This window comes from Kitasatospora sp. NPDC101108 (assembly GCF_055584725.1).
Window position 1 is genome coordinate 646,363 of the sequence record NZ_JBVJLM010000002.1, and the last position, 12,619, is coordinate 658,981.

The following is a 12,619-nucleotide window of genomic DNA, read 5'->3' on the forward strand; positions in this document are numbered from 1 at the left end:
CGGGCTGTGTGCTCAGCTTTCGGTGCGGTGGGACTGTCGGGGTGCGCGCGCCGCGGCGGTCTTGCCGGGGCGCCGCTGGGCGGGCTTGCGGGCGGCCGGGGCGTTCTCCTCGGCCTCCTGCCGGGCGTCCCAGCGCTCGTAGGCGTCCACGATCCGGCCGACCAGCTTGTGGCGGACCACGTCGGTGCTGGTGAGGACGGAGAAGTGGATGTCCGGGACGTCGGCCAGGATCTCCTGGACGACCTTGAGGCCGCTGCGGGTGCCGCCCGGGAGGTCGATCTGGCTGGTGTCGCCGGTGACCACCACCCGGGAGTTGAACCCGAGGCGGGTGAGGAACATCTTCATCTGCTCGGGCGAGGTGTTCTGGGCCTCGTCGAGGATGATGAAGGCGTCGTTGAGGGTGCGGCCGCGCATGTACGCGAGCGGGGCGACCTCGATGGTGCCGGCCGCCATCAGGCGCGGGATGGAGTCCGGGTCCATCATGTCGTGCAGCGCGTCGTACAGCGGGCGCAGGTACGGGTCGATCTTCTCGTAGAGGGTGCCGGGCAGGAAGCCCAGCCGCTCGCCCGCCTCGACCGCGGGGCGGGTCAGGATGATCCGGTTGACCTCCTTGGCCTGGAGGGCCTGGACGGCCTTGGCCATCGCCAGGTAGGTCTTGCCGGTGCCGGCCGGGCCGAGGCCGAAGACGATCGTGTGCTTGTCGATCGCGTCGACGTAGCGCTGCTGGTTGAGCGTCTTGGGGCGGATCGTGCGGCCCCGGTTGGACAGGATGTTCGCGGTGAACACCTGGGACGGCGCCGGGCTGTCCGGGTCCTCCTCACGGAGCATGGCGATGGAGCGCTCCACGGAGTCCTCCGTCAGGGGCTGGCCGGTGCGCAGCACCAGCATCATCTCGCTGAAGAGCTTCTGCACGAGGGCGACCTCGGCACGTTCCCCGGTGGCGGTCACCTCGTTGCCGCGGACGTGGATGTCGGCGGCGGGGAAGCCCTGCTCGATCACGCGCAGCAGCGAGTCCGCCGTGCCGAGCAGGGTGACCATCGGGTGCTTCTCGGGGATCACGATCCGGGCGCTCACCCGGCCGTCGTCGGCCGGTTCGGGGCGCGACTGCCCGTCGGTACGGGTCTGCGATGTGTCACTCATAGGTCGGCGCTGGGGCCTGCCTCATCCCATCCGTGGTCTCGTGTGCCGCTCGGTCTCCGGGGCACCAGGGTACGCCGCGAGCGTGATCGCTGCGGCGGGCGGCGGGGCCGCACCCGACGATGCTGCGGCAGATCGCGGAGCGGCGCGAACCCTTTTTCACGGGTGGCGGCGGGCCGGGACGGGGACCCGGGCGAGGTCCTCGGCGAGCACCAGCTCCCCGTCGAAGTGCTTGCGGGCGTCGGCCAGGTGCTGGCCCAGGTCCGGGTAGCGCTGGGAGAAGTGGGTCAGCACCAGGGTGCGCACCCCGGCCTCGGCGGCGGCCTTGGCGGCCTGGCCGGCGGTGAGGTGGCCGTGGTCCTCGGCGAGCCGGGCGTCGGCGTCGGTGAAGGTGGCCTCGACCACCAGCAGGTCGGCGCCCTCGGCGAGTTGGTGCACCCCCTCGCACAGCCGGGTGTCCATCACGAAGGCGAACCTCTGGCCCGGCCGCGGCTCGCTGACCTCGTCCAGGGTGACGGTGCGGCCGTCCACCTCGATCGCGCCCTCGTGCTGGAGCCGGCCGACGGCCGGGCCGTGCACGCCGGCCGCGGCGAGCCGCTCGGGCACCAGGCGGCGGCCGTCCGGCTCGGAGAGCCGGTAGCCGAAGGACTCCACCGGGTGGTCCAGCCGGACGGCGTCCAGCGCGAAGCGGGCGCCGGGCGCGGGCAGCGGGCCCGGCTCGTCGATCGGCCGGGGCCGCAGCACGGCGGTCTCGTGGTAGGCCGTGGCGTGCCGCAGCCGCTCGAAGTAGACCTCGCCGGAGGCCGGGAAGTAGACGTCGACCGGGTGCGGGACCCGGTCAAGGTTGATCCGCTGGATCACCCCGGCGAGGCCAAGGCAGTGGTCGCCGTGGAAGTGGGTCACCGCGATCCGGGTGATCTGGGTGGCCGAGACCCCGGCGTGCAGCATCTGCCGCTGGGTGCCCTCGCCAGGGTCGAACAGCAGGCCCTCGCCGTCCCAGCGGAGCAGGTAGCCGTTGTGGTTGCGGTGCCGGGTGGGCACCTGGCTCGCGGTGCCCAGGACGACGAGTTCGCGCTGCGACACCTGGGATCAGACCATGCTCTCGGTCATGCGCTTGCCGCCGAGCACGTGCACGTGGGCGTGGAAGACGGTCTGGCCGGCGCCCGCACCGGTGTTGAAGATCAGCCGGTAGTCCTCGACGCCCTCGTCCCTGGCCACCGCGCCCGCCTCGGCGAGCAGCTCACCGGCGATCTCCGGCTCGGCGGCGGCCAGCGCCGCGGCGTTCGGGTAGTGGACGTGCGGGATGACCAGGACGTGCACCGGGGCCTTGGGCGCGATGTCCCGGAAGGCGAGGACGCGGTCCGTCTTGCGCACCACGGTCGCCGGGATCTCGCCCGCCACGATCTTGCAGAACAGGCAGTCGGGCTGCGGCTCGCCGGCCATCGGCTTCTCCTCGGGTCACTGGGTCTTCGTTGACGTGGGCCGTACTGGCGGCAGCCTAGCCGAGCCGCCCGACCGCCTGCTGGTACTCCTGCAGGTGCTTCCAGCGCACCGAGCGCATCCCGACGACGTCCCCCTCGGACAGGTCGAAGTCCTCGGAGATGAGGACCACCGCCAGGAAGACGAAGCCGACCAGCCAGCGCCGGGTCAGCCGCCATGTGTTGGGACGCATCACCCGCTTGCGGCGCACCACCCGCATCGCCAGGATCCCCTTGCCCACACTGAAGCCGGTCAGCCGTGCCAGCACCACCTGGTTGAGGAAGGAGGCGAGCAGGCCCGCTCCCAGGAACGCCACCCAGAACGGCACCACCGGGCTCTGGACGGCGGCGTGGCCGGCCGCGTGCACGACGGGCTTGGCGTGCTTCGCGGTGTTGTCGTCGGCGATGGCGGTGGCGAAGCCGAGGCCGAAGGCGAGGACGAAGTCGAGCACGATCGCCAGGAACCGCCGTCCGGCGTACGCCTCCGGGGGGCACGGCGGCAGTGCGGGCTGCGCCTGCGGGTAGGGGTCCTGCCCGTGCGGCTGCTGGGCCTGCGGGTACGGCTGCGGTTGCGGGTACGGCTGGGGCTGGGGCTGGGGCTGGGCGTACGGCTGGGGCTGGGCGTAGGGCTGCTGGGCCTGCGGGTACGGCTGCGGAGGCTGGGCGTACGGCCCCTGGCCGTACGGGTTCGCCCCGTAGCCGTTCGGCGGACCTTGCGGGTGCTGCGGATCCTGCGGGTACTGCGGGTACTGCGGCGGCGGGTAGCCCTGGGCCATGGTGTGCTCCCCCGTGAGCTGTCGGTCAGATCAAGATCGCGATCAAGGACAGCCCCGCATCCTACCCACGCCCCGGGGCGGGAGGTCGGCCCCGACCTCCCGCCCCGGGCACCGCCGCTACGCCCAGGGCAGCCGCGGCCCCGAGCGGGCCGGGGTGCCGGCCAGGGTCTCCAGGGCGATCCGCACGCCCTCGGCCAGCTGGGGGTCCTCGCCGGCCGCCCAGTGGTGCGGGGCGAACGGCACCTCGACGTCCGGGTCGACGCCGTGGTTCTCCAGGCCCCAGCCGTAGTTCTCCAGCCACATCGCGTACTTGGGCTGGGTGACCAGGGTGCCGTCGACCAGCTGGTACCTGCTGTCGATGCCGATCACCCCGCCCCAGGTGCGGGTGCCGACCACCGGGCCGATCCCGAGCGCCTGGATGGCGGCGTTGACCACGTCGCCGTCCGAGCCGGACAGCTCGTCGGCGAGCGCGACCACCGGCCCGCGCGGGGCGTCCATCGGGTAGGGCACCGGGTGGTCGGTGTCCCGGATCGCGTACCAGCCGACGATCCGCCGGGCCAGCTTCTCGATCACCAGCTGCGAGGTGTGGCCGCCGCGGTTCTCCCGGACGTCCACGATCAGGCCCTCCCGGGCCATCTCGGTGGACAGGTCGCGGTGCAGCTGGGCCCAGCCGGCCGTCTGCATGTCGGGGATGTGCAGGTAGCCCAGCCGGCCGCCGGACAGCTCCCGCACCGCGGCCCGCCGCCCGGCCACCCAGTCGTGGTAGCGCAGCGCCTCCTCGTCGGCGAGCGGGACGACCACGGGGTGGCGCTGGTCGGTGCCGTCCTTGCCGGCCACGGTCAGCTCGACCGGCTGCCCGGCGGTGCCGGCCAGCAGCGGGGCCGGGCCGGTGACCGGGTCCACCGGGCGGCCGTTGACGGCCAGCACGGCGTCGCCCGGCCGGACGGCGGCGCCGGGAGCGGCCAGCGGCGAGCGGGCCCGGGGATCGGAGGACTCGCCGGGTAGGATCCGGACGATCCGCCAGCGATCGCCGTCCTTGACCAGGTCGGCGCCCAGCAGGCCCTGGCGCCGGGCGGGTTCGGTGTAGCGGCCGTAGGGGACGACGTAGGCGTGCGAGGTGCCGAGTTCGCCGTGCACCTCCCAGAGCAGGTCGACCAGTTCGTCGTGCGAGCCGACCCGCTCGACCAGCGGCCGGTAGCGGTCCAGGATCCCGGCCCAGTCGAGGCCGCCGAGGTCCGGGCGCCAGAAGTTGTCCCGCATCAGGCGGCCGTTCTCGGCGTACATCTGCCGCCACTCGGCGGCCGGGTCGACGGTCACCCGCAGCCGGGTGAGGTCGACGGCGGTCTCGTCGTCCTCGCCGCCCGCCTTGTGGCCGGCCGGGACGATCCGCAGCTCGCCCTCGTCCAGCACGGCCACCCGGGTGCCGTCCCCGCTGACCGCGAAGCCGTCGACCCCGTGCACCAGTTGCTCGGCCCGGCGCTTCCTGAGGTCGAAGCGCTCCAGCACCGGGCGGGGCCGCTCGTCCTCCAACGAGGCCGCCTCGTCGCCGAGTTCGCCCAGCAGCGGCGCCCTGGTCCACAGCACCCCGTCCTTGGCGGCGCGCAGCGTGTGGAAGCGGCCGCCCTCGACCGGGAACGGCAGGATCCGGTCGACGATGCCGTCCAGGTCCACCCTGGTGGCCGGCGCGGCCCCGTCCGCGCCCTCCTCGCCGTCCGCCTTGCGGGCCCTGGGCTCGTCCTCCTCCCCGCCCGGCGGGCGACCGGCCCGCTGCGGCCCGAACGGGGACGGCGTGTCCGCGGCGAGGGTGACCAGGTACGGGCGGCAGCCGTTCGGGAAGGACAGGTCGAAGGCGTGCGCGTCGTAGACCGGGTCGAAGTTGCGCACCGACAGGAAGGCCAGGTAGCGGCCGTCCGCGGTGAAGGCCGGCGAGGTGTCGACGAAGCGCTGCTGGGTGACCTCGCTGACGGTGCGGGTGGCCAGGTTCGCCAGCACGATCTGGCGCAGCGAGTACGGGCCCATCCGGTGCACCGGGCGGGACCAGGCCAGCCAGGCCGAGTCCGGGCTGAACGCCAGCCCGCTGACCTCGCCGTCGGTGCTGCGGTCCAGCTCGTGCACGGCACCGTCGGCCAGCGCGACCAGCAGCACCCGGCCGTCGTGCACGCCGAGCGCCGCCTGCTTGCCGTCCGGGGAGACCACCAGCGAGTTGACCCGGCCCAACCGCCCGGCGGCCAGCCGGCGCCGCTCGGGCTCGTGGACCGCGGGGGCGTACTCCAGGGCGTCCTCGCCCTCGGCGTCGGACACCCACAGCACGCCCTGGCCGCCGTCCTCCCCCGGCACCACCCGGACCAGCCGGGCGCGCACGCCCGGGGTCTCGTCCAGCACCCGGGCCGGGCCCTCCCGGTGGGTCAGCCAGTGCACGCTGCCGCGCACCACCACGGCGCTGGCCCGGCCGGTGCGGTCGGGGGCGGCGGACTCCAGCCAGTGCGCGGCGGGCACCGGGCGGGGGCGGCGGCCGGTGCGCGGCCCGGCCAGCCGGATGTCCAGGCGGCGGGGCACGGCGGTGTCCAGGTCGTCCAGCAGCCAGAGGTCGCCGGCCCGGTGGAAGACCACCCGGGTGCCGTCGGTGGCGGCGTTGCGGGCGTAGAAGCCGTCCGGGTCGGTGCTGTGGCGGCGCAGGTCGGAGCCGTCCGGGCGGCTGGACCACAGCTCCCCGACGCCCTCGTGGTCGGACAGGAAGGCGATCCGGCCGCCCGGCGCCCCCTCGCCGGCGACCCACAGCGGGGAGTCGAGCTGCCCGTCCAACTCCTCGTGGACACGGGTGAACCGGTCCCGCCCGATCCACAACTTGCCCGCCCGGCCGCCCCGGTAGCGCTTCCACCAGGCCGGCTCGCGGTTGTTGACGGTCACCAGCAGCGCGCGCTCGCCGTCCGGCTCGAAGGCCAGGCCGCCGACCGGCCCGTACGGCAGCCGCGCCGCCTCGCCGCCGTCCAGCGGGACGGCGTGCGCCCAGGTGCGCCGCACGCCGGAGCCGCCCGCGCCGGTGGTGGCGATCGGGCGTCCGTCCGCGGTCCAGCCCTGCACCCGGGTCTCGCCGTTGCCCCAGTACGTCAGCCGCCGGGACGGCCCGCCGTCGACCGGCACCACGTGCACCTCGGGGGCGCCGTCCCGGGTGGAGGTGAAGGCGATGAGCCGCCCGTCCGGGGAGAACCTGGGGTGGTGCACCGGCAGGTGATCGGCGGTCAGCCGCCAGGCCCGGCCGCCGTCCAGCGGGGCGAGCCACAGGTCGTCCTCGGCGACGAAGGCGACCAGGTCACCGTGCAGATGGGGATGGCGCAGATAGGCGCCCGGGGAGGTGCTCACGGAGTCCGTCACCCGGTCAGCGTAAGCAGGTGCGGGTACGAGCCGCTCCGATTTCCCGAGAACTCCGGTCGGGCGCGCGGGAGTTACGCCCAGCGGCCGGTGCGCCCCAGCAGCAGCGCCCCGGCGGCCACCCCGGCGGTCGAGGTGCGCAGCACCGAGGGACCCAGCCGGTACGGCGCGGCGCCCGCCTCGGCGAAGGCGGCCAGCTCCTCCGGGGAGACCCCGCCCTCCGGGCCGACCACCAGCACGATGTCCCCTTCGGCGGGCAGCGCGGCCTGCGCCAGCGGCTCCGCGCCCTCCTCGTGCAGCACGGCGGCCAGGGCGGCCTGGGCCAGCAGCGGCGCCAGCTGCCGGGTGGTCATCGGCTCGCGCACCTCGGGGAAGCGCAGCCGGCGGGACTGCTTGCCCGCCTCCCGGGCGGTGGCCCGCCACTTGGCGAGCGCCTTCGCGCCGCGCTCGCCCTTCCACTGGGTGATGCACCGGGAGGCGGCCCAGGGGACCACCACGTCCACGCCGACCTCGGTCATGGTCTCCACGGCCAGCTCGCCGCGGTCACCCTTGGGCAGCGCCTGGACCACCACGATCCGCGGCACCGGCTCCGGCTCCCGCCGCACGGCCTCCACGGTGACGTCGATCGCGTCCTTGCCGAGCACCTCGGCGACGGTGCCGTCCACGCCCAGGCCCAGCCCGTCCGCCAGGGTCACCGCCTCGCCGGCCGTCAGCCGCTTCACCGCCGCCGCGTGCCGCCCCTCCGCGCCGTCGAGCCGCACCACGGCCCCGGGCGCGGCGGCGGCGATCCGCTCGGTCTCGACGACGAAGACGGGCGCGGTCATGAGGGGGACCTTTCCGGAAAGGGGCCTGCGGCCGAATGGGGACAACACGGAAGGGGTGCCGGGGAACCGCCCCCGGCACCCCTTCCGGGACGGCTACCGGCCGTTGAAGGCGTCCTTCAGGCGCGAGAACAGGCCCTGCTGGCCCGGCGCGAACTGGCCGGACGGCCGCTCCTCGCCGCGCAGCATGGAGAGCCGGCGCAGCAGCTCCTCCTGCTCGGCGTCGAGCTTGGTGGGCGTCTGCACCTCGACATGCACTATCAGGTCGCCGCGGCCGCCCCCGCGCAGGTGGGTGATGCCCCGGCCGTGCAGCGGGATCGACTGGCCGGACTGGGTGCCGGGCCGGATGTCGACCTCCTCCAGCCCGTCCAGGGTCTGCAGCGGCACCTGGGTGCCGAGCGCGGCCGCCGTCATCGGGATGGTGACGGTGCAGTGCAGGTCGTCCCCGCGCCGCTGGAAGACGCTGTGGGAGGTCTCGGCGATCTCGACGTACAGGTCGCCGGCCGGGCCGCCGCCGGGGCCGACCTCGCCCTCGCCGGCCAGCTGGATCCGGGTGCCGTTGTCCACACCGGCCGGGATCTTGACCGTCAGGGTGCGGCGGGCCCGCACCCGGCCGTCGCCGGCGCACTCGGGGCACGGGGTCGGCACGACGGTGCCGAAGCCCTGGCACTGCGGGCACGGACGGGAGGTCATGACCTGGCCCAGGAAGGACCGGGTGACCTGGGAGACCTCGCCCTTGCCGCGGCACATGTCGCAGGTCTGGGCGGAGGTGCCGGGGGCCGCGCCCTCACCGTTGCAGGTGGTGCAGGTGACGGCGGTGTCGACCTGGAGTTCCTTGGTGGTGCCGAAGGCGGCCTCCTCCAGGGTGATCTCCAGCCGGATCATGGCGTCCTGGCCGCGGCGGGTGCGCGAGCGCGGGCCGCGCTGGCCGGCCGCGGCGCCGAAGAAGGCGTCCATGATGTCGGAGAAGCCGAAGCCCGCCGCGCCGGCGCCGAAGCCGCCCGCGCCACCGCCGCCGCCGGGCGACAGCGGGTCGCCGCCGAGGTCGTAGACCTGGCGCTTCTGCGGGTCGGAGAGCACCTCGTAGGCGGCGTTGATCTCCTTGAACCGCTCCTGCGTCTTCGGGTCCGGGTTGACGTCCGGGTGCAGTTCGCGTGCCAGGCGCCGGAACGCCTTCTTGATCTCGTCCTGCCCCGCATCCCGTCGGACGCCGAGTACCGCGTAGTAGTCCGTGGCCACCAAATGCTCCGCTTGTTCCGCCTGTAGTAGTGCGACTGGACACCGCCGCCGGACATCCGGCGACGGCTGTTTGCTACGACTCGGCCAGGATCTGGCCCACGTACCGTGCCACCGCTCGCACCGCCCCCATTGTGCCCGGGTAGTCCATCCGGGTCGGACCGATCACACCCAGTTTGGCCACGCTCTCGTCGCCCGAACCGTAGCCGACCGAAACGACCGAGGTGGAATTCAGCCCTTCGTACGCGTTCTCCCGCCCGATCCGGACCGTCATCGCGGCGTCCGCGGTCTCACCCAGGAGGCGGAGCAGGACGACCTGCTCCTCCAGTGCCTCCAGCACCGGCTGGATGGTGAGCGGGAAGTCGTGCCCGAAGCGGGTCAGGTTGGCCGTGCCGGCCAGCATGATCCGCTCCTCGTTCTGTTCGGCGAGCGCCTCGAACAGCGTCGCCAGGACCGTACTGACGGTCGGCCGGTCGGCCTGCTCGAAGGCCGCCGGCAGCTCCTCCAGCAGGCCCGGGACGTCCGGCAGCCGCTGGCCGGCCGCCCGCGCGTTGATCCGCGACCGCAGGTCCGCCAGCACCGTCTCGCCGACCGTGCCCGGGCAGTCGATCATCCGCTGCTCGACCCGGCCGGTGTTGGTGATCAGCACCAGCATCACCTTGGCCGGGGCCAGCGCCACCAGTTCGATGTGCCGGACGGTGGAGCGGGTGAGCGAGGGGTACTGCACCACGGCGACCTGCCGGGTCAGCTGGGCGAGCAGCCGCACCGTGCGTCTGACCACGTCGTCCAGGTCCACGGCGCCGTCCAGGAAGTGCCGGATCGCCCGGCGCTCGGGGGAGCTCATCGGCTTGATCTCGGCGAGCCTGTCGACGAACAGCCGGTAGCCCTTGTCGGTGGGGATGCGCCCGGCGCTGGTGTGCGGCTGGTGGATGTAACCCTCCTCCTCCAGCGCCGCCATGTCGTTGCGGACCGTGGCCGGGGACACCCCCAGGTTGTGCCGCTCCACCAGGGCCTTGGAGCCCACCGGCTCCTCGGTGCCCACGTAGTCCTGGACGATCGCGCGCAGCACGGCGAGCTTGCGGTCGTCCAGCTGGCGGACCTCACCGGCCATGGGGCACGCACCTCCGTCTTCGCACGTTGTCCGTCTGTGATGCTGCGAGCCGCTCCTCGGACGGCCCCGACCTTGGCACTCTGCACGGACGAGTGCCAAAACCGTACCTGCCAGTGTACGGCCCGGGTCCTACCGCAGGAACGGCCCGGCCGGGGTGATCCTCCCCGCAGTTCCGGACGGCCGCCACGACACTCCGCGTGCGGGGGTGGTGCCCCGGGGCCGTCCGGGTGGCAGCATCGAAAGCGACGGTGAACGGAGGAGCAAGAGATGTCGAGCTCGGGCCAGCACACCCGCTTCGCACCCGACCGCGGCCTGACCAGCCGCATGGTCGCGACGATGTTCGTGATCGGGCTGCTGTACGTCGGTTTCACGGGCCTGCTGATCGCGCTGCTGCGCGGGGCCTGGCCGCTGATCGTGCTGATCTCCGGCGGGCTGTTCGTGGCCCAGTTCTGGTTCAGCGACAAGATCACCGAGCGGGCCATGGGCGCCCGGCCGGTGACCGAGGAACAGTTCCCCCAGCTGCACGGCACGATCGACCGGCTCTGCGCCCTGGCTGACATGCCCAAACCCCGCGTGGCGGTCGCCGACAACGACATGCCCAACGCCTTCGCCACCGGCCGCAACCCGCAGAACGCCGTGGTCTGCGTCACCACCGGCCTGCTGCGCCGGCTCGAACCGGAGGAGCTGGAGGGCGTCCTGGCGCACGAGCTGTCGCACGTCGCCCACCGGGACGTCGCGGTGATGACCATCGCCGGCTTCCTCGGGGTGCTCGCCGGGGCGATCACCCGGATCGCGATGTACGGCGGGTTCATCGGCGGCAACCGCAACAGCAACGACCAGAACGCGGCCATCGCGGCGCTGGTCATCCCGCTGGTGTCGATGGTCGTCTACGCCATCAGCTTCCTGCTCACCCGGCTGCTCTCCCGCTACCGCGAGCTGGCCGCCGACCGGGCCGCCGCCCAGCTCACCGGCCGGCCCAGCGCCCTGGCCTCCGCCCTCACCAAGGTGACCGGGCAGATCGCCGCCATCCCCACCGAGGACCTGCGCCGCTCCCAGCCCTACAACGCCTTCTACTTCGCCCCGGCGCTGAGCGCCCGGGAGACCGCCTCCCAGCTGTTCTCCACCCACCCGACGCTGGAGAAGCGACTGGCGCAGCTGGCGAAGATCTCCGAGCAGCTCGGCCGCTGACCCGTTCCGACCCCGTTCACGAAAGGACCGACGTGGGATTCCTGGACGCCCTGTTCGGCCGCACCAAGCCCGTCAAGCCCGACCTCGACCAGCTGTTCGGCGTACCGTCCGCCGCGCTCACCCTGGAGGCCGGGGCCGGGTTCCTGCCCACCGGGCTCGGCTCGGTCTGCTTCGCGGCCGTCGAGGGCGCGGCCTTCGTCCAGGTGGAGCAGCAGGTCCGGGCGCTGCTGGACGCCGACACCGAGCGCGGCGGCGTGCCGGTGGAGGCCTCCAAGGACGGCTACGGCTACTCCTGGCTGCTCGCCCGGCACACCCCCGAGGAGCTGCCGGAGCTGGTGAACGACCTGCACGCGGTCAACAGCGAGCTGGAGGCGAACGGCTTCGGGCCGCAGCTGCTCTGCTCGCTGGTGGGCTTCCGCAACGGGGAGGGCCAGTCGCTGGCCCTGGTCTACCTCTACAAGCGGGGCACCTTCTACCCCTTCGCCCCGATGCCCGGCGGCGGGGAGCGGCGCAACAGCCCGCTGGAGCTGCAGGTCAACGCGATGCTGGCGAACGACCTGCGGCTGGAGAAGGACCTCGGCCGCTGGTTCCCGGTCTGGGGCGCGCCGGGCCTCTGACGGACCGTCCTATAGTCGCCCCCATGCGCAGCCACCAGTACGGACCCGACCTCACCCCGCCGTGGAAGAAGCAGCAGCCGGCACCCGAGGTGCCCGCCGAGCGGGACCTGGTGGTCGAGGAGGCGGCCACCGGCTACTGCGGGGCGGTGGTGCGCTGCGAGAAGACCGCCGAGGGCTTCACCGTCACCCTGGAGGACCGGTTCGGCAAGCACCGGGTCTTCCCGCTGGTGCCGCGCGGCTTCCTGCTGGAGGGCCGGGTCGTCACCCTGGTCCGCCCCGCCGCCCCGGCCCCCTCCCGCGGCCCGGGCCGTACGGCCTCCGGCTCGGTCGCCGTCCCCGGCGCCCGGGCCCGGGTCGCCCGGGAGTCCCGGATCTACGTCGAGGGCCGGCACGACGCCGAGCTCGTCGAACGGGTCTGGGGCGACGACCTGCGCGTCGAGGGCGTCGTCGTCGAGTACCTCCGGGGCATCGACGACCTCCCCGCGATCGTCGCCGACTTCGCCCCCGGCCCGGGTCGCCGCCTGGGCGTCCTGGTCGACCACCTGCTCCCGGGCACCAAGGAGCACCGCATCGCCGCCCGGGTCACCGGCGAGAACGTGCTGGTCGTCGGCCACCCCTACATCGACATCTGGCAGGCCGTGAAGCCGTCCAGCGTCGGCATCCCCGCCTGGCCCGCCGTCCCCCGCGGCGAGGACTGGAAGGAGGGCACCTGCCGCCGCCTGGGCTGGCCGGTGGACACCCCGGCCGCCTGGAAGCACATCCTGTCGAAGGTGAACTCCTACAAGGACCTGGAACCCGAACTCCTGGGCCGGGTCGAGGAGTTGATCGACTTCACGGCCCTGCCGGGCCAGGAGTAGGTCTGGAACTCCGAGGTGTCCATGGTGAT

11 protein-coding genes are annotated in these 12,619 nt (G+C 73.6%); 3 read left to right on the plus strand and 8 right to left on the minus strand.

Features of this window, described 5'->3' with window-relative positions; genetic code table 11:
* Positions 1 to 12: 12 nt before the first annotated feature.
* The 8 genes from ACZ6Z8_RS07795 to hrcA form a co-directional block, all read right to left on the minus strand.
* Positions 13 to 1,140 carry a PhoH family protein gene (locus ACZ6Z8_RS07795; RefSeq protein ID WP_465607312.1) on the minus strand — a complete coding sequence of 376 codons (1,128 nt, stop codon included), beginning with the start codon at positions 1,138 to 1,140 and terminating at the stop codon, positions 13 to 15.
* A gap of 156 nt (positions 1,141 to 1,296) precedes the next feature.
* The gene (locus tag ACZ6Z8_RS07800; RefSeq protein WP_465607314.1) at positions 1,297 to 2,220 is read right to left on the minus strand and encodes a ribonuclease Z; all 924 of its coding nucleotides are present in this window, start codon (positions 2,218 to 2,220) and stop codon (positions 1,297 to 1,299) included.
* Between the two features lie 6 nt (positions 2,221 to 2,226).
* On the minus strand, positions 2,227 to 2,580 hold the full coding sequence (locus ACZ6Z8_RS07805) for a histidine triad nucleotide-binding protein (protein ID WP_465607316.1): 354 nt from the start codon (positions 2,578 to 2,580) through the stop codon (positions 2,227 to 2,229).
* A gap of 55 nt (positions 2,581 to 2,635) precedes the next feature.
* Positions 2,636 to 3,391: an RDD family protein gene (locus ACZ6Z8_RS07810; protein ID WP_465607318.1), complete on the minus strand. Its 756-nt coding sequence runs from the start codon at positions 3,389 to 3,391 to the stop codon at positions 2,636 to 2,638.
* Between the two features lie 117 nt (positions 3,392 to 3,508).
* Complete coding sequence (locus ACZ6Z8_RS07815; RefSeq protein WP_465607319.1) at positions 3,509 to 6,763, minus strand: S41 family peptidase; 3,255 nt, start codon at positions 6,761 to 6,763, stop codon at positions 3,509 to 3,511.
* 71 nt (positions 6,764 to 6,834) lie between these two features.
* Positions 6,835 to 7,584, minus strand: a complete 750-nt coding sequence (locus ACZ6Z8_RS07820; protein WP_465607321.1) for a 16S rRNA (uracil(1498)-N(3))-methyltransferase — start codon at positions 7,582 to 7,584, stop codon at positions 6,835 to 6,837.
* A gap of 93 nt (positions 7,585 to 7,677) precedes the next feature.
* Complete coding sequence (dnaJ, locus tag ACZ6Z8_RS07825; protein WP_360462963.1) at positions 7,678 to 8,820, minus strand: molecular chaperone DnaJ; 1,143 nt, start codon at positions 8,818 to 8,820, stop codon at positions 7,678 to 7,680.
* A 73-nt stretch (positions 8,821 to 8,893) separates the two neighbouring features.
* Positions 8,894 to 9,928 carry a heat-inducible transcriptional repressor HrcA gene (hrcA, locus tag ACZ6Z8_RS07830; RefSeq protein WP_465607323.1) on the minus strand — a complete coding sequence of 345 codons (1,035 nt, stop codon included), beginning with the start codon at positions 9,926 to 9,928 and terminating at the stop codon, positions 8,894 to 8,896.
* A gap of 267 nt (positions 9,929 to 10,195) precedes the next feature.
* On the opposite strand from hrcA, the gene htpX reads away from it, so the two are divergent.
* Genes htpX through ACZ6Z8_RS07845 form a run of 3 tightly spaced genes read left to right on the plus strand, consistent with a single transcriptional unit; the run spans position 10,196 to position 12,590 of the window.
* The gene (gene htpX / locus ACZ6Z8_RS07835; RefSeq protein ID WP_465607325.1) at positions 10,196 to 11,116 is read left to right on the plus strand and encodes a zinc metalloprotease HtpX; all 921 of its coding nucleotides are present in this window, start codon (positions 10,196 to 10,198) and stop codon (positions 11,114 to 11,116) included.
* Positions 11,117 to 11,148: 32 nt separating this feature from the next.
* A complete protein-coding gene (gene pspAB, locus ACZ6Z8_RS07840; RefSeq protein WP_465607327.1) occupies positions 11,149 to 11,733 on the plus strand; it encodes a PspA-associated protein PspAB in 585 nt (194 codons plus the stop codon).
* 23 nt (positions 11,734 to 11,756) lie between these two features.
* Positions 11,757 to 12,590 carry a DUF3097 domain-containing protein gene (locus ACZ6Z8_RS07845; protein ID WP_465607329.1) on the plus strand — a complete coding sequence of 278 codons (834 nt, stop codon included), beginning with the start codon at positions 11,757 to 11,759 and terminating at the stop codon, positions 12,588 to 12,590.
* Positions 12,591 to 12,619 lie beyond the last annotated feature (29 nt).